The sequence below is a fragment of the Cryobacterium sp. M25 genome (assembly GCF_002929635.1).
Lineage (GTDB): Bacteria > Actinomycetota > Actinomycetes > Actinomycetales > Microbacteriaceae > Cryobacterium > Cryobacterium sandaracinum.
The window spans coordinates 1-22,028 of record NZ_PJJU01000039.1 but is presented as its reverse complement, the minus strand read 5'-3'; the positions used below and the strand labels follow the sequence as shown (position 1 = coordinate 22,028).

24 protein-coding genes are annotated in these 22,028 nt (G+C 66.1%); 11 read left to right on the top strand and 13 right to left on the bottom strand.

Annotation, left to right across the window (positions count from 1 at the left end):
• Positions 1 to 22 precede the first annotated feature (22 nt).
• Positions 23 to 811: an SGNH/GDSL hydrolase family protein gene (locus CXY81_RS03930; RefSeq protein WP_104194045.1), complete on the top strand. Its 789-nt coding sequence runs from the start codon at positions 23 to 25 to the stop codon at positions 809 to 811.
• 394 nt (positions 812 to 1,205) lie between these two features.
• On the opposite strand, the gene CXY81_RS03925 is transcribed toward CXY81_RS03930, so the two are convergent.
• Complete coding sequence (locus tag CXY81_RS03925; RefSeq protein ID WP_104194044.1) at positions 1,206 to 2,438, bottom strand: D-alanyl-D-alanine carboxypeptidase family protein; 1,233 nt, start codon at positions 2,436 to 2,438, stop codon at positions 1,206 to 1,208.
• A 26-nt stretch (positions 2,439 to 2,464) separates the two neighbouring features.
• Positions 2,465 to 3,268 (bottom strand): RNA methyltransferase, encoded by an 804-nt coding sequence (locus tag CXY81_RS03920; RefSeq protein ID WP_104102152.1) that lies wholly within the window; start codon positions 3,266 to 3,268, stop codon positions 2,465 to 2,467.
• A 101-nt stretch (positions 3,269 to 3,369) separates the two neighbouring features.
• Here CXY81_RS03920 and CXY81_RS03915 point away from each other — a divergent pair, with 101 nt between their 5' ends.
• Both CXY81_RS03915 and CXY81_RS03910 read left to right on the top strand, forming a co-directional pair.
• On the top strand, positions 3,370 to 4,230 hold the full coding sequence (locus CXY81_RS03915) for a Sir2 family NAD-dependent protein deacetylase (protein WP_104194042.1): 861 nt from the start codon (positions 3,370 to 3,372) through the stop codon (positions 4,228 to 4,230).
• A gap of 52 nt (positions 4,231 to 4,282) precedes the next feature.
• Positions 4,283 to 4,882 carry a histidine phosphatase family protein gene (locus CXY81_RS03910; RefSeq protein ID WP_104169929.1) on the top strand — a complete coding sequence of 200 codons (600 nt, stop codon included), beginning with the start codon at positions 4,283 to 4,285 and terminating at the stop codon, positions 4,880 to 4,882.
• On the opposite strand, the gene CXY81_RS03905 is transcribed toward CXY81_RS03910, so the two are convergent.
• Together CXY81_RS03905 and CXY81_RS03900 are read right to left on the bottom strand one after the other, a co-directional pair.
• On the bottom strand, positions 4,870 to 6,006 hold the full coding sequence (locus CXY81_RS03905) for a glycosyltransferase family 1 protein (protein WP_104194041.1): 1,137 nt from the start codon (positions 6,004 to 6,006) through the stop codon (positions 4,870 to 4,872). The two genes, CXY81_RS03910 and CXY81_RS03905, sit on opposite strands and share 13 nt — an antisense overlap.
• Positions 6,003 to 6,902, bottom strand: a complete 900-nt coding sequence (locus tag CXY81_RS03900) for an alpha/beta fold hydrolase (protein ID WP_104194040.1) — start codon at positions 6,900 to 6,902, stop codon at positions 6,003 to 6,005. Before CXY81_RS03900 ends, CXY81_RS03905 begins: the two co-directional genes overlap by 4 nt.
• Positions 6,903 to 7,307: 405 nt before the next feature.
• Here CXY81_RS03900 and CXY81_RS03895 point away from each other — a divergent pair, with 405 nt between their 5' ends.
• Positions 7,308 to 7,994, top strand: a complete 687-nt coding sequence (locus tag CXY81_RS03895) for a 3'-5' exonuclease (protein WP_104169932.1) — start codon at positions 7,308 to 7,310, stop codon at positions 7,992 to 7,994.
• A gap of 114 nt (positions 7,995 to 8,108) precedes the next feature.
• On the opposite strand, the gene CXY81_RS03890 is transcribed toward CXY81_RS03895, so the two are convergent.
• The 3 genes from CXY81_RS03890 to glgA form a co-directional block, all read right to left on the bottom strand.
• The gene (locus tag CXY81_RS03890) at positions 8,109 to 8,360 is read right to left on the bottom strand and encodes a type B 50S ribosomal protein L31 (RefSeq protein WP_104102169.1); all 252 of its coding nucleotides are present in this window, start codon (positions 8,358 to 8,360) and stop codon (positions 8,109 to 8,111) included.
• 149 nt (positions 8,361 to 8,509) lie between these two features.
• Positions 8,510 to 9,292, bottom strand: a complete 783-nt coding sequence (locus CXY81_RS03885; protein WP_104102172.1) for an ABC transporter ATP-binding protein — start codon at positions 9,290 to 9,292, stop codon at positions 8,510 to 8,512.
• A gap of 96 nt (positions 9,293 to 9,388) precedes the next feature.
• The gene (glgA, locus tag CXY81_RS03880; RefSeq protein WP_104194039.1) at positions 9,389 to 10,570 is read right to left on the bottom strand and encodes a glycogen synthase; all 1,182 of its coding nucleotides are present in this window, start codon (positions 10,568 to 10,570) and stop codon (positions 9,389 to 9,391) included.
• 80 nt (positions 10,571 to 10,650) lie between these two features.
• Here glgA and glgC point away from each other — a divergent pair, with 80 nt between their 5' ends.
• Together glgC and serB are read left to right on the top strand one after the other, a co-directional pair.
• Positions 10,651 to 11,895, top strand: coding sequence for a glucose-1-phosphate adenylyltransferase (gene glgC, locus CXY81_RS03875; protein ID WP_104102176.1), 1,245 nt, complete (start codon positions 10,651 to 10,653; stop codon positions 11,893 to 11,895).
• Complete coding sequence (gene serB / locus CXY81_RS03870) at positions 11,892 to 12,539, top strand: phosphoserine phosphatase SerB (protein WP_104194038.1); 648 nt, start codon at positions 11,892 to 11,894, stop codon at positions 12,537 to 12,539. Before glgC ends, serB begins: the two co-directional genes overlap by 4 nt.
• On the opposite strand, the gene fabG is transcribed toward serB, so the two are convergent.
• Complete coding sequence (fabG, locus tag CXY81_RS03865) at positions 12,536 to 13,246, bottom strand: 3-oxoacyl-ACP reductase FabG (protein ID WP_104169936.1); 711 nt, start codon at positions 13,244 to 13,246, stop codon at positions 12,536 to 12,538. The two genes, serB and fabG, sit on opposite strands and share 4 nt — an antisense overlap.
• A gap of 129 nt (positions 13,247 to 13,375) precedes the next feature.
• On the opposite strand from fabG, the gene CXY81_RS03860 reads away from it, so the two are divergent.
• From CXY81_RS03860 to CXY81_RS03850, 3 genes are read left to right on the top strand one after another with little or no spacing between them, the layout of a single operon-like run.
• Positions 13,376 to 13,681, top strand: coding sequence for a DUF3099 domain-containing protein (locus tag CXY81_RS03860; protein ID WP_233193971.1), 306 nt, complete (start codon positions 13,376 to 13,378; stop codon positions 13,679 to 13,681).
• A complete protein-coding gene (locus CXY81_RS03855) occupies positions 13,678 to 13,926 on the top strand; it encodes a hypothetical protein (RefSeq protein WP_104194037.1) in 249 nt (82 codons plus the stop codon). Before CXY81_RS03860 ends, CXY81_RS03855 begins: the two co-directional genes overlap by 4 nt.
• On the top strand, positions 13,923 to 14,762 hold the full coding sequence (locus CXY81_RS03850; protein ID WP_104169938.1) for an SURF1 family protein: 840 nt from the start codon (positions 13,923 to 13,925) through the stop codon (positions 14,760 to 14,762). The genes CXY81_RS03855 and CXY81_RS03850 overlap by 4 nt, the downstream gene beginning before the upstream one ends.
• A 79-nt stretch (positions 14,763 to 14,841) precedes the next feature.
• Here CXY81_RS03850 and CXY81_RS03845 read toward each other — a convergent pair whose 3' ends face one another.
• Both CXY81_RS03845 and CXY81_RS03840 read right to left on the bottom strand, forming a co-directional pair.
• Positions 14,842 to 16,440 (bottom strand): ABC-F family ATP-binding cassette domain-containing protein, encoded by a 1,599-nt coding sequence (locus CXY81_RS03845; protein WP_104102190.1) that lies wholly within the window; start codon positions 16,438 to 16,440, stop codon positions 14,842 to 14,844.
• Positions 16,441 to 16,499: 59 nt separating this feature from the next.
• A complete protein-coding gene (locus tag CXY81_RS03840; protein WP_104194036.1) occupies positions 16,500 to 17,150 on the bottom strand; it encodes a TetR/AcrR family transcriptional regulator in 651 nt (216 codons plus the stop codon).
• 156 nt (positions 17,151 to 17,306) lie between these two features.
• Between CXY81_RS03840 and CXY81_RS03835 the strand changes: the two genes are divergently transcribed.
• Both CXY81_RS03835 and CXY81_RS03830 read left to right on the top strand, forming a co-directional pair.
• Positions 17,307 to 18,173: an OsmC family protein gene (locus CXY81_RS03835; RefSeq protein WP_104194035.1), complete on the top strand. Its 867-nt coding sequence runs from the start codon at positions 17,307 to 17,309 to the stop codon at positions 18,171 to 18,173.
• Positions 18,174 to 18,690: 517 nt separating this feature from the next.
• The gene (locus CXY81_RS03830; RefSeq protein ID WP_233193970.1) at positions 18,691 to 20,370 is read left to right on the top strand and encodes a molybdopterin-dependent oxidoreductase; all 1,680 of its coding nucleotides are present in this window, start codon (positions 18,691 to 18,693) and stop codon (positions 20,368 to 20,370) included.
• Positions 20,371 to 20,426: 56 nt separating this feature from the next.
• Here the strand turns inward: CXY81_RS03830 and CXY81_RS03825 are convergent, their stop codons facing one another.
• The 3 genes from CXY81_RS03825 to CXY81_RS03815 all read right to left on the bottom strand — a co-directional run bounded on the left by CXY81_RS03825 (position 20,427) and on the right by CXY81_RS03815 (position 21,928).
• On the bottom strand, positions 20,427 to 20,756 hold the full coding sequence (locus tag CXY81_RS03825) for a metal-sulfur cluster assembly factor (protein ID WP_104102197.1): 330 nt from the start codon (positions 20,754 to 20,756) through the stop codon (positions 20,427 to 20,429).
• A gap of 4 nt (positions 20,757 to 20,760) precedes the next feature.
• Complete coding sequence (gene sufC / locus CXY81_RS03820) at positions 20,761 to 21,525, bottom strand: Fe-S cluster assembly ATPase SufC (protein ID WP_104194033.1); 765 nt, start codon at positions 21,523 to 21,525, stop codon at positions 20,761 to 20,763.
• Positions 21,526 to 21,601: 76 nt separating this feature from the next.
• A complete protein-coding gene (locus CXY81_RS03815) occupies positions 21,602 to 21,928 on the bottom strand; it encodes a non-heme iron oxygenase ferredoxin subunit (protein WP_104194032.1) in 327 nt (108 codons plus the stop codon).
• Positions 21,929 to 22,028 lie beyond the last annotated feature (100 nt).

Genomic DNA, 22,028 nt, shown 5'->3' with positions numbered 1-22,028 from the left:
GATGCGGGGGGAGAATGGAGCAATGACGACGCCGATGCATCCGTGGTCCCGCTATGTCGCCCTCGGCGACTCCTTCACCGAGGGGGTGGGTGATCCCGAGCCGACGAGTCCGGGTGGGAACCGGGGCTGGTCGGACCGGGTCGCCGAGGTGCTCAGCCAGGGCACACCGGACTTCGCCTACGCGAACCTCGCCGTGCGGGGCAAGCTGATCCGCCAGATCAGCGTGGAACAGGTGGAGACGGCGCTTGCGCTGCATCCGGATCTGATCACCTTCTCCGGGGGCGGCAACGACGTACTCCGGCCGGGATCCGACCCCGACCTCATCGCCGCCCGGGTCGAGGAGCAGGTGTGCCGGCTTAGTCGCGATAACGCCACCATCGTGCTGTTCACGGGCGCCGATGTGGGCTTCTCCCCCGTTTTCCGTGGTATTCGGGGCAAGATCGCGATCTATAACGAGAACCTGCGCGCGATCGCGACGAAGTATGACTGTGTCGTCGCCGACCTCTGGTCGCTGACCGAGATTCAAGATGCCGGCATGTGGTCTGCGGACCGGCTGCACCTGAACGCCCTCGGCCACCATACCGTCGCCCGGATGGTGCTTTCCGATCTCAACGTGCCCAATGCCCTCGAACCCCTGAAGCCCGAGCCAATGCCAGGGCGCACCTTCCGGGAGGCCCGCACGGAGGACATGCAGTGGGCGCGGGAGTACCTGTTGCCGTGGGTTCTGCGCCGTATCCGGCACCAGTCCTCCGGCGACCACGTGCTGCCCAAGCGCCCAGATGCCCGGCCGTTCAGCCAGCCCCGGCACTAGACCGGCTCGGCGGCGGCGAGCCCGCGCCGCCCGGCGTCCGGCGTCCGGCGTCCGGCGTCCGGCCGACGGTGTCCGGTCACCAGCGTCCGGTGTCGAACCATTTCGACGGAGATTCTGGGGAAAATACGGGTTTCCGGTTGATTACGGCCGGGTTTGGGAAAAAACTCCGTCGAATTCGTTCGGGCGGCGGGGCTACGGCGGAGCGCGAGAGGTGGGCCCGAACCCGACAGGCGCTGCTTCGGATCCGGCCGGAGTTGTGGCTAACTCAGGAGATCCGACCGGCTGGGGCGGGCATCCTTACCGGTTCGGCACTGGTCCGCAGTGGCCGGTGAGTGCGGGCGACGGATGTCCTGAGTTGGCCACACGCGCGGGCTCGGCCCGGCCTCACGTGCGACTAGCCCGCGGCCAGCTCGGCCGGGTGGGTGAAGCGCCAGGAGGCACCCGGGTCGGTCAGCTCGCGCTCGAGCACCAGCGGCACGCTCACCGTGGTCTCCCCCACCTGGAAGTCGATCGCACCGGCCGAGTCACCGACCTCCCCGAGGGTGACCGGGCGCGCCGCCGGAACGGCCGTGATGGGCGTGTCCGACCAGACAACGGCGAATGCCGACTCGGCGGCGACCGCCCGACTCTTCTGCCCCCACTGGGTGGCGTAAGTCGCGTAGGCGGCACCCTTGTCGGCCAGGCTTACCGCGCGGAAACCGGGTTCGACGCTGTCGAGCAGGTCCACGATCGACGCATTCAGCTCGGGATGAGTGTCGCCGCCGAGCATGACGCCGACCAGGGTGATGGTCTCGCCGCCGACCCTGAAGTCGGCCGAGTACAGGAGGCAGGCGCCTGCCTCGTCCGTGGTTCCGGTCTTCATCCCGGTGACACCGTTGGAGCCGAGGAGCTTGTTGGTGTTGGTGACCGTGCCGATGATCGGCAGGTCGGACGTCTCCATGGACACGATCTCGGCCAGGACGGAGTCGGCCAAAACAAGCTTGCCGATCTTGACCAGGTCGCCCGGGCTGCTCACGCTGGCCGGCGACAGCCCACTGGTGTCGGCCACCGCGGTGTCGGTCAGACCGTTCGCGGCCAGCCAGGTTTCGGCCTCCGCCAGGTAGGCATCCACGGAACCGAATGCCCAGATCGCCAGTGAAATGCTGTAGTTGTTCGCGGAGGGCAGGAGCATGGCCTCGAAGGCCTCACGCTGGCTGAGCACCATGCCGGCGGACACGGGCGCGACCGAGCCGTCCTCGGCCAGCACGTCGTAGTAGATGTCGACGTCGTCGTCGGTGAACCGGATGTCCGGGCCGGGCTCGTTCAGGCTCAGGGGTTTCTCCTCGAGCAGCACGAGTGCGGTGACCATCTTCGTGATGCTCGCGATCGGCATCGACTCCTGGTCGCCGGTGGAACCGAGCAGCCCCGGGTAGCCGACCGCACCGATGGCGCCCGCACCGGCATCCGGCCAGATCAGCTCGGCGGCCGGCTGGGTCAGCACGGCCGGTTCGATCAGTTCGACGGCCGCGGCCGGCACCGGGGCCAGCCCCGTGCCGGCCAGGTAGCCGACCCCGCCCAGGGTGAGAACCAGGGCCGCCGCAAAGGCAACCCGACGGCGAAGGAACGTTTGTCGTCGGGTCAGTGGCATCCGTCGACTCTACCAAGCGCCCGCGTTCAGACGCGCAGAGCGTACAGCGCGACGGCGCTGGCCGAGGCCACATTGAGCGAGTCGACGCCGTGGAGCATGGGGATCGTCACGACGGTGTCGGCGGCCGAGAGAGCCTGGGTGCTGAGCCCATCGCCCTCGGCGCCGAGAATCAGGGCCAGCCGTTCCGGCGCGTTCCCGGCGAACTGCGGGAGGCTGACGGCGTCGTCGGACAGTGCCAGGGCCGCGAGGTGAAAACCGGCCCCGTGCAGCATCGGGGCGGCCTCGCTCCATTCCGGCAGTCGGGTCCACGGCACCTGAAGCACCGTGCCCATGCTCACCCGCACACTGCGCCGGTAGAGCGGGTCTGCGCAGCGCGGCGTGATCAGGACGGCGTCCGCGCCGAGACCGGCGACCGAGCGGAAAATGGCGCCCACGTTGGTGTGGTCCACGATGTCCTCGAGGATCACAATGCGCCGCGCGTCCCGGATCACCTCGTGCACCGGCGCTAGATCCGGACGGTGCATCGCCGCCAGCGCACCGCGGTGCAGGTTGTAGCCGGTGAGCCGTTCGAGAACGGATGCCGCGCCGACGTACACGGGCACGTCCGGCCAGTCCGCGAGCAGCGGCAGCACGTCGGGCAGCCACTGCTGCTGCAGTAGCACGGACCGCGGGCGGTGGCCGGCCGCGAGGGCGCGGGTGATGACTTTGCTGGACTCGGCGATGTACAGCCCGCCGGCCGGTTCGGAGACACGGCGGAGCGCGACATCTGTCAAGCGCGAGTAGTCGGCGAGACCGGGCAGGTCAAGGTTTTCGATGGGGACGATCTGCACAGCGGGACGCCTTTCACGGGGATGATCCATCCAGCCTGCCAGTTCCCTCCCCCAGTCGAAAACCGGCGCGTTTAGACTCGGTGTACACAGGATGGAGCTCCATGACCACCGAAACGCTTCCGGTCGCCGTCGGCGCCGCTGCCGCCGCTCTGGACGCCGTGGCCGAGGTGCTCCGCGGTCGCCACATCGCGGTGCTGACCGGAGCCGGTCTGAGCACCGATTCCGGCATTCCCGATTACCGTGGGAAGGGTGCCCCCGTGCGCACCCCGATGAACTTTCAGACCTTCGTCGGCGACGAGCGGGCGCGCAAGCGTTATTGGGCCGGCAGCCACCTCGGCTGGCACCGGTTCCGCTCTGCGGAGCCCAACCTCGGGCACCGGTCCCTCGCCCGGCTGGAGCAGAGCGGACTGATCAGCGGGGTCATCACGCAGAACGTGGACGGCCTGCACACCCGCGCCGGGTCGCGGCACGTCGTGGACCTGCACGGGTCGTTGGACCTCGTCGTCTGCCTGGACTGCGGTCAGGCATTCGGCCGCGACAGTGTGGCCGCGCGCCTCGAAGCGGCCAACCCGACACTGATGACACCGGGCGACGTGCGCACAGCCCCCGACGGCGATGCGGAGGTGTCCGACATCGACGGTTTCACCATTCCCGACTGCACGGTCTGCGGCGGTATGCTCAAGCCCAACGTCGTCTTCTTCGGCGAGCTGGTGCCGACGGTGAAGTTCACCGAGGCCACGGCGCTCGTCACCGGTGCGGAGGCCCTGGTCATCGCCGGCTCGTCCCTGTTTGTGAACTCGGGCATCCGTCTGCTGGAACAGGCCCGGCGCCGCAAGCTGCCGATCGTCGTGATCAACCGCGGCGAGACCAAGGGCGACGGCCGGGCACTGCTCAAGCTGGAGGCGGGCACGTCGGAGTCGCTTGCGGGGCTGGCCGACCGCCTCGCCGGCGCACCGGCGTGAAACAGGCCCGGTCCACCACCACCCCCACCCCCGCGACAACGGAAACGGCAGGATGACCAGACTTGCGATCGTGCGGCACGGACAGACCGAGTGGAACCTGCACACGCGGATCCAGGGCAGCACAGACATCCCCCTCAACTCGACCGGCCGGGCGCAGGCCGCCGAGGCAGGCCTGAGGTTGCGATCCCGGCGCTGGGACACCATCGTGACGAGCCCGCTGGACCGTGCCCACGAGACGGCCCGGATCATCGCCGGCGAGCTCGGCTTGCCGAGCCCGGAGGTCATCCCGGAGCTCACCGAGCGCCATCACGGCCAGATCGAGGGACTCACATTCGCCGAACGACAGCGTCGCTTTCCCGACGGCGTGCCCGTTCCCGGCCTCGAGACGCGCCAGGAGGTGCTCGACCGGGTGCTGCCGGCCTTCGGGCTGCTGGCCGCCGCGCGCCCCGGACAGTCTGTGCTGGTCGTCTGTCACGGCGGGGTGATCGGAACCCTGCTGCGCCATAGCACGGCCGGGGAACGGCCGCGCCAGAACGAGATCATCGCCAACGGCTCGGTGCACGACTTCGTCTGGCGGGACGGTCGGCTGGGGCTGACGCATTTCGACGCCACCCTGCGCGGCCGAGCCGAGAACACGCACTACACAGGCTGAACCGGCTGCTCCGCGTCGATGCCGGGGCCCGTAGCCGTCTCGGTCCGCGTACCGGAGTCATCCGCGGTGTCGGTGCCGGTGAGCAGTTCCAGGAGCCGCCGGGCCGAATCGCGCCAGGTGAAGCGTTCCGCCTCGATGACGGAGGCTGTAGAGCGGGCCGCCCACTCCCCCGCGCCCAGCCGCCGCACGGCCAGAGCGAGCGCGTCGGTGCTGGTCGGGTCGAAGTAGAGCGCAGCGTCGCCGCCGATCTCGCGAAAGATCGGGATGTCGCTCACCACGACGGGGATGCCGAGGCTCATCGCCTCGACGAGCGGGATGCCGAAGCCCTCGTCCAGAGACGCCGTGACCAGCGCGGTCGCGGAGCCCAGCACCCGCAGGTACTCCTCGTCGGTGACGCCGTTGTGGAACACCAGCGTCGCCTGCGGCGCCAGGGCAGTCAGGCGTTCCCGTTCCTGGTCGCTCACCTGGCTCATCAGGTGGAGCTCATGGCCCGGTAGTTCCGCGGCTGCGCGCACCAGGGTGTCCACGTTCTTGTACGGCATGAACGAGCCCATGTAGACCAGGCGACCCGTTTCCGCAGCGGCACGTCCGGCGGGCGGCGTCGACCGCGTGTCGGCGGCGTTGTGGATGACCGTGACCGGCCGCCGCGTCAGACGGTTGTCCCGGATCAGGTCCCGGGTAGTCTCGGAGACGGTGACGACGCCGTCGGCCCGGTTCAGGAGCATCCGCTGCGGCCACCACGATAGGTGATACAGCCGCCAGATCAGGCGCAGCAAACCGGGCAGGTCCCGCGGCGGGGTGCGATTGCGGTAGTAGATCAGGTCGTGCACGGTGAGGAGCAGCCGGTACTTCCGGCCCCAGGAGCCCATCGTCTGCATCGGGGAGAACACGACGTCGGGCTTGAGCTGGTTGATCTGGATGGCGATGAACGGCTCCCGGATGCTGGTCGGGGCACTCACGAGCTGCCAGGGCAGATCCGGAAGCAGGTCGAGCTGTCGGTGGTCATTGATCAGCATGGTGACCGGGTGGAGCTTGCCCAGTTCCGTGACCAGCCCGGCCGTGTACCGGCTGACACCGTCGTGCCGGTCGAATCGGGTGTAACGGCAATCGAAGACGATTCTCACTTCGTCTCCGTTTCGCCGAGGAAGCGGCGCAGGGCGTCCGCCGCCTGCGCCGGCACCTCGTAGTGGATCAGGTGGCCGACGTCGGGGATCACCTGCAGGGTGGCATCGGGAAACAGCTTCTGCAGCCGGTACTGGGCTGCGACCGGCGTGATGTCGTCTTTCTCCGCCGCGATCAGCAGCGTGCGCTGCGGGATGCGACCGGCGAACTCGCTGACGTCGGAGCCGACCGATGCGGTGAAGGCTTCCAGCACAACCCGGCGATCCGCGAAGGCGGAGAAGTAGCGGTCGTGCTGGTTGTGGATCCAACGGCGCAGCCCGGGATCCCCCGTCTTCGCCATGGTCACGCTCATCACGCGGACGATGACGCGGTTGCGCAGCAGGGCAAAGCCGAGCCGTTCGGGCAGACGCGCGGCCACCCAGTAGTAGAACACCGCCAAGCGGGTGAGGATGCCGCGCGGCCCGGCCAGGGCAGGTGCGGCGATGGGGTTCACCAGAACCACGTCGTCGGCGTGCAGTCCCCCTGCGACGGATGCCGCGACGATGATCGACCCGAACGAGTGCCCGAGCACCACCCTGCGCCCGGTCAGACCCAGAGCTGCCACGAACTCGGCCAACCACCGGCCGTAGCCCGCGATGTCGTGCCGGCACCCCTGGAGCACGCCGGACTCGCCGAAACCGGGAAGGTCCGGTGAGATCATGCGGAATCCAGGAAGCTGGGCGACCACGGGCTCCAAGCCGTGGTGGTCGCCGCGGAAGCCGTGCACCATCACGATGGTGGTGTGCGCGGTTGGATCGCCGTACTCCCAATACCGCGTTTCGCTGCCCAGCACCGGGACGTCCCGGACCCTGACAGGGATCCGGACGAGCTGTGAATCGTAGGGCGAAGGAACATTCATCGTCCCAAGTTTAGGGCGGCCGACGGCTGTCGCCGGACGCCCTCGGGCGGGAGGGAATGCAATGAGCTTCACCGCCCCGGTCAAGCGTCACCCGGGACCCGCGCTGGTACCGCCGCGCCGTGTCCTCCGAGGTGATGGTGCGCTCCTTCGGAGACCGCGACGGCGACGGGACCGGTGACTACGCCGGACGCATCTCCACAGAGACACGGAGAACTCGAACTGGGCCCTCGACTCCGTGCAGCGCCGGTTCTACGACCACCGCTTCTTCTTGAACCAGCCGGACCTCAACTGCTTTTCCCACAACCCGATCGCCTTTCGGATCGAAGACTCGGTGCTGGCCGGCCTGCCAGCGGGCCGACGCCCGAGGCGCCCGGGGATGACGGTGGTCGGCCCTAGGCTTTCCCCATGAGCAACTGGAGTGACACCCTCGCCGTTTTCGACCTTGAGACGACCGGCATCGACGTGGAGACGAGCCGCATTGTGTCGGCCACCGTCGCGATCATCGATGTGACCGGGGAGGTGCTCGAACGCGTGGACTGGCTCCTGGATCCCGGAATCGAGATCCCGGCCCAGGCCACCACCGTGCACGGCATCACGACCGAGCATGCCGTCGCGAACGGCCGGGTCGCCGCCGACGGGGTGGCCGAGATCGTCGCGACGATCCGGGAGCACCTCGCCCGGGGTCTTCCTCTGGTGGCGTACAACGCGCCCTACGACCTCACCCTGCTCAACCGCGAGTCGATTCGCTACGGGGTTGCCCCGCTGGTCTCACCGTCGCCGGTGGTCGACCCGCTCGTCATCGACAAGGCCCTCGACCGGTACCGCAAGGGCAAGCGCACCCTTGCAGTGACCAGTGCGTTCTACGGTGTGCCCCTCGATGACGCGCACGACTCCGGGGCGGATGCGATCGCGGCCGGCCGGGTAGCCCAGGCCATCGCCCGGGCGCATGTGAAGACCCTGCCGGTCACAGTCGGCGAGCTGCACCTGCTCCAGGCACAGTGGTCCGTGCAGCAGGCGGAAAGCTTCCAGGCCTACATGCGCCGCGAACGCGACCCCGCGTTCGTCGCGGCGGGCGGCTGGCCCGAACGCTGACCCGGCAGCACCCGAGCGACAGCGACACCAGACCCAGAGCAGCAACATCGAAAGGGCGGCCAGCCGAAGCTGGTCGCCCTTTCGATGTGCCGGATGCTGCGGTATGGCGCGGTTTTACTTGCCGAAGCCCTTGTAACGCGAGTTGAACTTCTCGACGCGGCCGGCGGAGTCCATGATCCGCTGCTTGCCGGTGTAGAACGGGTGCGACTCCGACGAGATCTCAACGTCGATGACCGGGTACGTGGTTCCGTCGGTCCACTCGATGGTCTTGGAGCTGGAGACCGTCGAACGGGTAAGGAACGTCGCACCCGACGCGAGGTCGCGGAAAACCACGGGAGCGTACGTGGGGTGAATGTCAGACTTCATGAAGACTTCCTTATTGCTGTTCGATTGGTGAGTTGCGCTTCGATTAGCGAGTACAGACTCGCCAGGTGCGGCAGAAAAAACCGTGCGGCCCAAGGACCGACTGTCGAGTTTAGCAGAATCCACTGGCTGTGACCGCCATCCGGTGGCGGTCAGATCGCGCGGGCGCTGAAACGTCCGTCCGTCTCGTGCAACTCGATGGACAGACCGAACGCCTCGGTCAGTGACTCCGCGGTCAGCGCGTCGGCGATGGGCCCGGCGCTGACGATGCGGCCGTTGGACAGGAGCAGGACGTGCGTGAAGCCGAGGGGGATTTCCTCGACGTGGTGGGTGACCATGATGATCGCCGGCGACCCCGACTCGCTCGCGTAGCCGCCGAGGAGCTGCAGCAGTTCCTCGCGCGCGCCGAGGTCGAGGCTGGCGGCCGGCTCATCCAGAAGCAGAACCTCGGGGTCGGTCATGATGGACCGCGCGATCTGCACCCGCTTCTGCTCGCCGTCGCTCAGCGTGCCGAACTTACGGTCGGACAGAGTATCGAGCTTCCACTCGCCCAGCACCCGCTGGGCGCGGCGCTCATCGATGGCTTCGTACTCTTCGGTCCAGCGCCCGGTGACGGAGTACGCGGCCGTCATCACCACATCGAGGACTTTCTCGTTCGCGGGGACCCGGCGGGCCATCGCCGTCGAGGCGAACCCGATCCGCGGCCGCAGCTCGAAGAGGTCGGTGCGTCCGATCGGTTCGTCAAGAACCACGGCACTTCCGCTCGACGGGTGGATGAGGGCTGCGGCGATCTGCAGCAGCGTGGTCTTGCCGGCGCCGTTCGGGCCCAAGATCACCCAGCGCTGGTCGTCATCAACACTCCAGTTCACTGAGTCGAGGATGGGTGTGCCATCCCGGACGACGGAGACGTCGGTGAAGTGGAGAACGTTGACCATAAGGCCATGTTATCTGCCGCCGCCGATGCCCAGACACGCGAAACGGGTGCCGGGCACTCCTGCAGCACCCGTTTTAGCGGTTAGTCGGAGCCCGACTCAGAGTAGTGAGGCGTAGATCTCCCGGGTGCGGGTGGCGATTTGGGTCCAGCTGAACATCTGCTCGGCCCTGACCCGGCCGGCTCGGCCCATCGCGGCGGCGTTGGCCGGGTCGGCGAGGACCTCGATCAGGGTGCGCGACAGGTCTGAGACGAAAAGGTCGGCATCGATGGGAGTTCCGGTTCCGTCGGTGGCCTGGTCGATGGGCACGAGCCGGCCGGTCACGCCGTCGGCGACCACCTCGGGGATGCCCCCGGTGGCCGTTCCGACGACCGGCAGCCCGCAGGCCATGGCCTCCAGATTGACGATGCCGAGCGGTTCGTAGACCGACGGACAGACGAAGACGGTGCCGGCAGTGAGCACGGCGGCCAGGTCGTGCTGCGACAGGAGGCGATCGATCCAGACCACGCCGGAGCGTTCGCGCTGGAGGGCCTCGACCCCGGCCGTGACCTCGGCCAGGATGCCCGGGGTGTCGGGGGCGCCGGCGCAGAGCACCAGCTGCACCTCCGGTGGCAGCAGGGCTGCCGCGCGGAGCAGGTAGGGAAGCCCCTTCTGCCGGGTGATGCGGCCCACGAAGACCACGGCCGGTCGGTCCGGGTCGATGCCCAGTGCCCGCACGGTGTCCCGGTCGTCCGTGGGCTTCCACCGTTCGAGGTCGATGCCGTTGTAGACGACGTGCACCCGAGCAGCGTCAAGTGCTGGGTAGCTGCGCAGGATGTCGCGGCGCATCCCACCGCTGACTGCGATGACGGCATCCGCGGCTTCGAAGGCGGTGCGTTCGATCCAGCTGGAGACCCGGTAGCCTCCGCCGAGCTGCTCGGCCTTCCACGGGCGGAGCGGCTCGAGGCTGTGCGCGGTCACAACGTGCGGAATCCCGTGCAGGAGCTTCGCGAGGTGACCGGCGCCGTTGGCGTACCAGGTGTGGGAATGCACGATGTCGGCGCCCTGCACGTCCTGCGCCATCTGGAGGTCGACGCCGAGCGTGGCCAGCGTCGCATTCACGCCGGCCAGTTCCGCCGGCACCTCATACGCGTGGGTGTCGACGGCGTCGCGGGGCGCGCCGAAACATCGCACGGAGACGTCGATGTCGGTGCGAAGGGCCTTCACAAGCTCCGCCACATGCACGCCTGCTCCGCCGTAAATCTCCGGGGGGTATTCCTTGGTCAACAGATCCACTCGCATGAGGCAAAGCTAGCGCAGGCTGGCCGGAGGCACACCCACTCGTGCTGGATCGACGTGACGAATGGCCCTACTGTAAAGACATGCAGTCAAAGAAGATCTTTGGAATCGTGCTCGCCGGCGGAGAAGGAAAACGGCTCATGCCGTTGACGGAGGACCGTGCGAAACCGGCCGTTCCTTTCGGGGGTCACTACCGGCTGATCGACTTCGCGCTGTCGAATTTGATCAATTCGGGCCTCACCCAGATCGTGGTTCTCACCCAGTACAAGTCCCACAGCCTTGACCGTCACGTCTCCCAGACCTGGCACGTTTCTGGTGGCCTGTTCAACTCTTATATCGCATCGGTGCCGGCGCAGCAGCGCCTCGGCAAGCGCTGGTTCAGCGGATCCGCGGACGCGATCCTGCAGAGCCTCAACCTGATCCATGACGAGAAGCCCGACATCGTCGTCGTCGTCGGAGCCGACCACGTCTACCGGATGGACTTCAGCCAGATGATCGAGGCTCACATCGCCTCCGGAGCCGCCGCAACCGTCGCGGCCATCCGTCAGCCGATCGGTCTGGCCGACCAGTTCGGCGTCATCGAGGTCGACGCGGCGACGCCGGACCGCATCCGTGATTTCCGCGAGAAGCCGAAGGATGCCGTCGGCCTCGCCGATGCCCCGCACGAGGTCTTCGCGTCCATGGGCAACTACGTTTTCAACACGGAGGCGCTGATCGAGGCCGTCCTGCGCGACGGCGAACGCGCCGACTCGAGCCACGACATGGGTGGCGACATCATTCCCGACTTCGTGTCCCGCGGTGAGGCCGGCGTCTACGACCTCAAGCTCAATGACGTCCCCGGATCCACCGACCGCGACTGCGACTACTGGCGCGACGTGGGTACCATCGACTCCTTCTTCGAGGCGCACCAGGACCTGATCAGCGCACTGCCCGTTTTCAACCTCTACAACCAGAAGTGGCCCATCTTCAGCCAGCAGCTCAACTCTCCGCCGGCGAAGTTCGTCCGGGACGGACGCGGCTTCCTCGGCACCATGATCGACTCGATCGTTTCCCTCGGCTGCGTCATTTCGGGAGCGCACATCGAACGCAGCGTTCTCGGCCCCTGGGCCGCCATCGATTCCGGCGCCCAGGTGGTGGACTCGATCGTTTTCGACCGGGTGCAGATCAAACCGGGTGCGACCGTGCGTCGGGCGATTCTGGACAAGGACGTGGTGGTCGCCGCCGGAGCGGAAGTCGGCATTGATCGTGAGCGGGACCGCGCACGGGGCTTCAGCGTCACCGAGTCCGGCATCACCGTCGTCGGCAAGGGAGTCCACGTCCACCCGTGACCGAGTTCGTTCGTTTCCTCGTCGTCCTGGACGCCGATTCCACCCTGATCGAAGACGAGGTCATTGAGCTGCTCGCGGATGCGGCCGGCTCGCTGGCCCTCGTCGCCGAGGTGACCGAGCAGGCCATGCGCGGCGAGATCGATTTCGCGCAGAGTCTACGGCTCCGGGTCAAGACTCTGGCCGGACTGTCCACGGATGTTTTCGCGGAGGTCGGGCGGCTCGTCCGCCCGACTCCCGGGGTGCAGGAACTCATCGACGGCCTGCACGCCCAGGGCAGCAGAATCGGGGTGGTATCGGGCGGCTTCCACGAGGTGCTCGACCCGCTCGCTGCCGCCATCGGCCTCGATCACTGGCGGGCGAACCGGCTGGAGGTGGCCGACGGTCGCCTCACCGGCGGCCTGGTCGGACCCGTCATCGACGCCGCCGCCAAGGCCGCGGCCCTGCGGGAGTGGGCCGCCCTCGAGGGCGTAGCCCTGCCCCAGACCGTCGCCGTCGGCGACGGAGCAAACGACCTCACGATGATGCGGGCAGCCGGTCTGGGCATCGCTTTCAACGCGCAACCGATCGTGAGGGCGCAGGCGGACCTGGCCCTGGATACCCGCGACCTGAGCCAGGTCCTGCCGATACTCGGTCTGCGCGGTTAGTGCCCCATCCCCAGTCCGCCGTCGACGGGGATGACCGCGCCGGAGATGTACCCGGCGTCGTCCCCGGCAAGCCAGGTGACAACCCGAGCCACCTCGACCGGAGTCGCGAATCGTCCCGCCGGGATGCTGCGCTTGTAGTCGGCCTGCTGCGACTCGGAGAGTTTTGCGGTCATATCGGTTTCGATGAAACCCGGTGCGACGACGTTGGCCGTGATGCCCCTCCCGCCCAGTTCACGGGTCACCGAACGGGCGAGACCGATCAGACCGCTCTTCGAGGAGGAGTAGTTGACCTGTCCCGCGGAGCCGTACAGGCCGACCACGCTGGAAATCAGCACGATGCGGCCGAACCGGGCCTTGAGCATCCCCTTGGACGCACGCTTCACGACTCGGAAGGCGCCGCTCAGGTTGGTGTCGATGACCGAGGTGAAGTCGTCTTCGCTCATCCGCATCAGCAGCATGTCCCTGGTGATGCCCGCGTTGGCGACAACCACCTCGACGGGGCCGAGCGCCGCCTCGATCTCGGTGAACGCGGCGTCGATGGATGCGGCGTCCGTCACATCCGCGCGCACCGTCAGGCTGCCGCTGGGGCCGTCCCCGGAGCGGGCGGTGACCGCGACGCGGTGTCCCTGCCTGATGAACTCCTCCGCGATAGAGAATCCGATGCCGCGGTTTCCCCCGGTGACAAGGACAGTTCTGCCAGTCGTCATGCTGGGTCCAATCTCTTTTTCTCAGCGAACGAACAGCCGTACGCATGTATTTTCCAGTTTAGGGCGTCTACGTTTAAGCCCGACGAGACGTAGAATTTACAGGGAGAACTCCCCCGACTGACCGAATCGATGGCATCCATGAAGCAGCAGTCGATCACCTCGCTCCCCCCCTCACCCGAGGAACTGCGTCGTGCCCGGATGATCAAATACTCGATCGCCATGGGCATCCGGATGGTCTGCATCGTGCTGATGCTCTTCGTCCAGGGCTGGTGGCTGCTCGTCTGCGCCATCGGCGCGATCGCCCTTCCCTACTTCGCGGTCGTCTTTGCGAATGTTCAGGGCAGCGCCGTGGCGTCCACGGTCGTCCGACCGGGAGCCGTGCAGGTGTTCCGGGCGCCGCCTCGCGGACCGGACAATGACGAGAGCGGAACGTGATCGGCCTCGGCGCCGATCTCGAAACGACGAACTGCTCGCGCGCCGGCTGTCGTGAGAACGCCGACTGGCGGTTGGACTGGCGCAATCCCCGTATACACGCTCGAGACCGCGTGAAGACCTGGCTGGCCTGCGACCTGCACGTCGATCACCTCCGCGATTTCCTGGCCAGTCGAGACTTCCCATTAGCCGTCTCGCCTCTGCCGGTCTCCCTTGAGGCTGTAGAGCCGGAAGCCGGGCCGGCGTGATCGGCTGGAAGTTTGCGTTCACCCGGCGCTGGGCCGGATACCTCGCGCTGACCATCCTCTTTGCGGCCGTCTGCTCCGGGCTCGGTCTCTGGCAGCTCGCGCGCCGCTCCGACGCCCTCTCCGAAATGGACAAAGTGGAGACCAACTATGCGGCGGACCCGGTTCCCTTGGCCGAGGCTCTGCCTGGTCTGGACGCGTTCTCCGCGTCTCAGAAGTGGCTGCCCGTTGTCATGACCGGCACGTATTTGACGGACGACGAGCTGATCGTGCGCAACCGCCCGCTCAATATCAACCCAGGTTTCGAGGTTCTCACTCCCCTGCTACTCGCCGACGGCTCGGTCTTCATCGTGAACCGGGGCTGGTTACCGACCGGGCAGACCCCCGACGCCCCGGCATCCGTGCCAACCGCCCCCTCGGGGGTGGTCACCGTCATCGCCCGGCTCAAGGCCGGTGAGCCTTCGCTGGCCGGGCGGTCGGCCACGGGCGACCAGATCGCGACGATCAACCTCGACGAGGTGTCCACCCGGATGGACCTTCCGACGTACACCGGCGCGTACGGGCTGATGGCTTCCGAGGAACCGACGCCGGACGAACGTCCCGTGGCGATCACCCGCCCGGTCAAAGACGAGGGGCCTCACCTGTCCTACGCATTCCAATGGTTCGTGTTCGCCCTGATGGGCTTCGTCGGTCTGGGCTGGGCCATCCGGCAGGAGTACCGAGCCGTGAACTTCGACGACCCGGACGAGCGCGTTCGCGCCGCCGAGCGTGCCCGCCGTCAGGCTGCCAAACCGCGCAGCGACTCGGAGATCGAGGACGAGCTCATCGACGGCAGATGATCGGCAGGTCAGAGGGACACGGAGACACGAATGCCCGGGCCAGTAGGCCCGGGAAGTGTGCTGAGCGCAGGAAGGGTGATCAGGCGAGCATGATCAGATCAAGGTAGTCCTTGTTCCAGTGATCCTCAGTGCCATCGGGCATGATCAACACGCGCTCGGGGTTCAGCGCCTCGACAGCGCCCTCGTCGTGGCTCACGAGGACGACAGCCCCGGCATAGTGCGCCAGGGCGTCGAGGATTTCCTCGCGGCTGGCCGGGTCGAGGTTGTTAGTCGGTTCATCGAGCAGCAGAACATTCGCGCCCGACACCACGATCATGGCCAGGGCCAGCCGGGTCTTCTCGCCACCGGACAGAACCCCGGCCGGCTTGTGCGAGTCGTCGCCGGTGAAAAGGAACGAGCCCAGAACCCGGCGCGCCTCCATCTCAGTGATGTTGGGCGAGGAGGACACCATATTCTCTAGCACGCTGCGCTTGACGTCGATCGTCTCGTGCTCTTGCGCGTAGTAGCCGATCCGCAGGCCGTGGCCGGGCACGATCTCTCCGGTGTCCGGCTTATCCACGCCCGCGAGCATGCGCAGCAGTGTGGTCTTGCCCGCACCATTGAGGCCGAGGATGACCACTTTCGAGCCGCGGTCGATGGCCAGATCCACGGCCGCGAAGATCTCCAGCGAGCCGTAGCTCTTGGAGAGGTCGGTGGCCATCAGCGGGGTGCGCCCACACGGGGCGGGCTCGGGGAAGCGCAGTTTGGCGACGCGGTCGACTGCCCGCACGGCGTCCAGTCCGGACAGGAGCTTCTCGGCGCGCGCCACCATCTGGTGGGCGGCGGCAGCCTTGCTCGCCTTGGCGCCGAACTTCGCGGCCTGCAGCTGGAGGGTCGACGCCTTCTTCTCGGCGTTGGCGCGTTCCTTCTTACGACGGTCCGCGTCGGCCACGCGCTGCCGCTGGTAGTTCCTCCAGTTCATGTTGTAGATGTCGATGACCATGCGGTTGGCGTCGAGGTAGAACACCCGGTTCACCGTGTCGCCGACCAGCTCGATGTCGTGGCTGATGATGATGCATCCGCCGCGGTAGTTCTTGACGAACTCCCGCAGCCAGACCACGGAGTCGGCGTCGAGGTGGTTGGTGGGCTCGTCGAGGATCATCGTTTCCGCGGCCGAGAACAGGATACGGGCGAGTTCGATGCGGCGACGCTGTCCGCCGGACAGGGTTCGCAGCTGCTGGTCGAGAATGCGGTCGGGAAGGTTCAGGTTGCTGGCGATCGACGCGGCTTCCGCCTCGGCCGCATAGCCGCCGAGCGCGTTGAACTCATCCGTGAGGTTGCCGTAGGTGCGCATGGCCTTAGCGCTGGTCTTGGGGTCGTCGCTGCCCATGTCGATACCGGCCTGGGCAAGACCCAGGGAGATCGTGCCGAGGCCGCGGGCATCCAGGATTCGGGTCCGAGCGAGCATGTCCGGGTCGCCCGAGCGGGGGTCCTGGGGCAGATAGCCGATCTCACCGGTGCGGTCGATCGAGCCGTTGGTCGGAACTGTCTCACCCGCCAGAGTCTTCGTCAGTGTCGTCTTACCAGCCCCATTGCGGCCGACCAGGCCGATCTTGTCACCGGCGGAAACGCGGAAACTGACGTCTTCCATGAGCACGCGCGCCCCAACTCGGATTTCGAGATTTTGCACACTCAGCACAGCAACAGTCCGTTCAGGGGAGTCGTAGAATTTTCTGGCCGAAGCGGGCCAACTCTCCACTATATTTGATTGGTTGCGCCTCGGTGTGCGCCGGGAAGCGAAAGTGCCCCCTGGAGCGCCTTCGCCAGCCAGTCCCGGTAAGCGGCATCCGACCAGCCGAGGTCGAGGACCAGAGACCGGTAGGCCTGTGGATGCCCGAGCGCCCACACCGTTGCCGCCGCCTCGTGGTCGCTCACTCCCCCGCGCAGGCTGTGCCGTGAGCGCAGCGCGGTCGCGACCTCGCCGTACTGGAGAAGTCGCTGGGCGGAACGCCGCATCTCCAGCTCCGCGATGTCTGCATCGACTCCGGCCGCCTGGGCGATCACGCGGTGCACCCCGGACGTCTGGGCGTTCAGGTCGGCGATCCAGCCGGTCAGGATTCGGACGATCTCGGCGGCCGTGCGCGCTCCGGCGATCTGACTGCGCAGCGGTGGGGGGCCGGCTTCCGGTTCGTGTGCACGTGCGGCCGCGCGGTCGAGCACGGCGGAGAGAACGGCGGCTTTGCCACCGACCGAGTTGTAGATGGTCTGCACCGCGACGCCTGCCTCGGCGGCGATCGAGCCGAGAGTGGTGGAAATGTACCCTCGCTCAAGCATCAGTTGGAGCGCGGCCCGCACGATCAAGGTGCGGGTCTCGCTCGACTGGGCCTCCCGGCGGGATTTGATGCTCATCGGGACTTCACCCTTCTTCTTAGAATGTCATTCTACACACTGGAATAAGGTTCTAGCAGGGTGCATTTCGGCCCGGGAACCATGCGGCAGCGCTCGGCCATGACGTTGTGTGACCGGGCGGGGTGCCCGGGCCAAACTGGCCTCCTATGGTTAGGCATGACACTCGTGCAGACGCCCGCCGCGCTTTCCCCCCGTGCCGAAGATCGTGCTGGCCGCCTCATCGCCGCCGGAACCGCTTGGAGTGAGCGCATCAGCGCTGAGACGTCGAAAGCGAAACTGACCTACCGGGTCACGGCCGCCGGCGAAGGCTCGGTCGCCACCCGCATCACGGCCGGCAAGCATGTCTTCCTCGTCGACGAGCCCGGAGCCCTGGCCGGAGACGATGTGGCAGCCAGCCCCGTCGAGATTGCGCTCGGCGCCCTGCTCTCGTGCCAGGTGGTCGTCTACCGCCTCTACGCCCAGGTGCTGGGCATCCAGGTCGACGAGATCGAGATTGCCGCGGAGGGCGACCTCGACGTGCGGAGGCTGTTCGGCATAAGCGAGGACGTGCGGGCCGGCTTCTCAGCGATCCGCCTGCACATCACCATCACCGGTCCCGAATCCGATGAGCGCTACCAGGAGCTGCGGGTAACCGTCGACGCGCACTGCCCGGTTCTCGACCTGTTCGCGAACCCCACTCCCGTGTCCGTCATCGTCACGAAGGCGTACCGCATCCGATGCCGACCGGTGGTCAGGCCTGTCGCGTCCCGCGGCGCACCGTGTGGAAGCTGGCGCACGATAGGCCATCCGCCGGCTTCCACGGCGTGCGCCGTGAAGCAGTCACCCACTCGTCTAGCGGCGAACAGGACGAAGGCCTACCGTCGGCTGCAGCCGCAGCGGTTGCTGCACGAATGCGAGGACGTCGACGATGGGCCACGAATCAGCCGCACCACCCCCGCCGAACCCGGACGGGCCTCCCCCGTCCGGCTCAGATGGGGAACAGGAAACCATCAGCCCTGTGGGCGACATGTTCGAGGAGGGTGAGACCGACGTCTGGCCGCACCCGTCCCTGATCAATTTGGAGAATTGGGAGCCGTCTGAGTTGGCGTCGTCCGCTGAAACGGACGCTCGGGAAATGGGCACTGAGGAGAATACATCGGACGAGTGACCAGGATCGGATCACCGCTCAGGATACGTCGAAGGGGCGCCGGCCAGATGGCCGGTGCCCCTTCGACGTGAGTGGATCAGGAGTGGATCAGACGCGGATCAAATGCGGATCAAATGAAGAAGCCGAGGGCACGGATCGACCCCCCCGGGGGGTTAACCGGATTAATGCGGAATATATTCCGTTTAATAGGAGGATACTTGCAGGCAGCAAGCAGGAGATGGGCATAACGGTGCTGTATGTCGCACTCCCGACACGGTTGGGGAGGCGTCCTGCTTCTCAAATGGGGACGGTATGGATACAAACTCGATTGATCGAAATATTCCTGCAACAGACATTGGAGCAGGGGGGACGCGGAGAAGTTTTCGGGAGGAACTGGACACGAAGCGGTACCACGTGGTGGATGACCACTGGGCCGGCCGGGTCCCTGCCCAGTACGGCGTTGCCCCGCGGGTGCGGATCGGCACGGACAAGTGGTTCAATCTGCTGTGGTTGATTCCCATTGGACTGGTCCTGCTGATCGTGGGGATCGCCATTGCCAAGGGGCTGCGGGAGATGCCCGCGGTGCAGGACTTCATGAGCCAGTATCCGGGAGCGACTGCATTGCCCGACAACGCCCCGGTCGGGTTCCCAGCGTGGGTCGGTTGGCAACACTTCCTGAACCTCTTCATGATGATCTTCATCATCCGGTCCGGTGTCAGCATCATGGCGGACCATCCGCGGCTGTACTGGACCCGGCACTCGACACCGGGTAAGGACTGGTTTCGCATGCAGAAGCCGGTGCCGAGCAATCCGCTCTACACGGCGAAGGAGGACTCAATCACCTTGCCCGATGGTGTCGGCCTGCCGGGGCGCCGTCACTCCATCGGTCTCGCACGGTGGTGGCACCTCGGCGTCGATACGGTCTGGTTGCTCAACGGAATCATATTCTGTGTACTCATCTTTGCGACGGGGCAGTGGATGCGCGTGGTCCCGCTGAGCTGGGACGTCGTCCCCAACGCCGCGTCGGCCGCCCTTCAGTACCTGTCCTTGGACTGGCCGGCCGAGAGCGGGTGGACCAACTACAACAGTCTGCAGCTGATCGCCTACTTCATCACCGTTTTCATTGCCGCGCCTCTCGCCCTGGTCACCGGCCTCGGCATGTCCCCCGCGCTGTCGACCCGCTTCCGTAAAATCAGCTCGGTGTTCAGCATCCAGGTGGCCCGTTCGCTGCACTTCTTCGTGCTCTGCTGGTTCGTCATGTTCATCGTTGTGCACGTCACCCTGGTGATGACCACAGGCGCCCTGCGCAACCTCAACCACATGTATGCGTCTCAGGACAGTGAATCGTGGGTCGGCATCGGGATCTTCGCGGCTTCGATGGTCGTCGTCATTGGAGGATGGCTCGCAGCCACGCCTTTCACCTATCGGCATCCTCGTGTGGTGCAGAAGGTCGGTTTCGCGCTGATCGGCCGCGCGCAGCGCCTATTTGAACACATCGACGCGAACCCCGGCCAGTACACGGAGAAGGACATTTCGCCGTACTTCTGGTACAACGGCAAATACCCGGACTCCGAGGAATACCAGGCGCTTCGAGCGGGCAACTTCGCGGACTACACACTGAGGATCAACGGGCTCGTCGAGAACCCCGTTGATTTGAACCTTGCACAGTTGCAGGGTCTCCCCTATCACGATCAGATCACCCAGCACTTCTGTATTCAGGGGTGGTCAGGGGTGGCGAAGTGGGGCGGAATCTCAATGCAGACGATCCTGGATCTGGTGCAGCCGAAACCCGAGGCGAAGTGGGTCATTTTCTATTCCTTCGCGGCGGGTCCGGATGGTGGCACGTACTACGACGCCCAACCCATCGAGCAGATGAGCTACAAACTGACCATGCTCGCCTATGACCTCAACGGGCAGACCATATCTTTCGGGCACGGAGCACCGCTTCGGTTGCGCAACGAAACGCAGCTGGGTTTCAAGATGGTGAAGTGGATCAAGGGAATCGAGTTCGTTGAGGACTTCTCTGAGATCGGTGCGGGGTTTGGTGGTTACCACAACGACCATGAGTTCTTCGGCTATCGGCAGTCCATCTAACCCGAAAACCCCGATTCTCTCCGGAAATCGGGGTTTTCGCGTGCGTTCGGGGAAGATCAGATAGAAAAGCCGAGGGCCCGCATCATGTCGCGGCCGTCGTCCGTAATCTTCTCGGGACCCCACGGCGGCATCCAGACCCAATTGATGCGGAACTGGTCGACGACGCCGTCCAACGCCTCGGCGGTCTGCTCCTCGAGGACATCGGTCAGCGGGCAGCCGGCCGAGGTCAGGGTCATGTGGATGATCAGGGCATCGTTCTCATCGTCCCAGCCCAGATCGTAGATGAGCCCGAGGTCGACCACGTTGATACCGAGTTCCGGGTCCATGACGTCTTTGAGCGCCTCTTCGATTTCATCGAAGCGCGCCGGGGGCAGCGTTGAAACCATGTGCCTAACCCACGTTCGATTCGGTGAGAAAGCGATCGTAGCCCTCGTCTTCGAGGCGGTCGGCGAGCTCGGGGCCACCCTGCTCGGCGATCCGGCCGTCGACGAAGACGTGCACGAAGTCCGGCTTGATGTAGCGCAGGATGCGGGTGTAGTGCGTGATCAGCAGCAGACCCAGGCCGGTGTGCTCCTTGGCCCGGTTCACACCCTCCGACACGATCTTGAGCGCGTCGACGTCGAGGCCGGAGTCGGTCTCGTCGAGCACCGCGAAGCGGGGCTTCAGCAGTTCGAGCTGCAGGATCTCGTTGCGCTTCTTCTCACCGCCGGAGAAGCCCTCGTTCACGTTGCGTTCGGCGAAGGACTTGTCCATGCGGAGCTGCTTCATCGACTCGCGCATATTCTTGATCCAGCTGCGGATGGGCGGCGCGCTGCCGTCGATCGCGGTCTTCGCGGTGCGGAGGAAGTTCGTCACGGTGACGCCGGGAATCTCCACCGGGTACTGCATGGCCAGGAACAGGCCCGCGCGGGCGCGCTGGTCCACGGTCATCGTGGTGACCTCTTCGCCGTCGAGCAGGATCGAGCCACTGTCGACAGTGTATTTCGGGTGACCGGCGATCGTATAGGCGAGGGTGGACTTGCCGGAGCCGTTCGGGCCCATGATGGCGTGGATCTCGCCCTCGTTGATGGTCAGGTTCACCCCGTGCAGGATCTGCTTGGTGCCCTGGTCGGTCCAGACGCTGACGTGCAGGTCGATGATCTGTAGAACTGACATGGAATTCTCTTTCGTTCTCCGGCGCGTACGCCGACAAGTTGGGTGGCCGATCGGCCGGTGCGGGACTGGGCCCGCGTCAGACGGCTACGGTGACGGCTGGGTCGATGTAGACAACGCCGTCGACCAGGTCGACCTGGTAGACCGGGACCGGCTCATAGGCCGGGAGGTTGAGCGGCTTGCCGGTCTTCAGGGAGAACTTGGAGCCGTGGGCCCAGCATTCGACGGTGTCGCCCTCGACGAAACCTTCGGACAGGGAGATGTCCCCGTGGGTACAGGTGTCGCCGATGGCGAAGACGTCTCCGGCGGCGTCGCGGACGACAACGATGGGGACGCCATCGATTTCGACTTTGACTGCCTCGTTGACGCCGAGTTCGTCGAAGCGACAAATCTTGGTGGATGCCATGTCAGTTGTCCTTTGTTGCGGTGAGTTCTGCTTCGATGGCCGCCTGGAGGCGTTCTTCGAGCAGGGGGGAGCCGATTTGTTGCACGATCTCGCTGAGGAA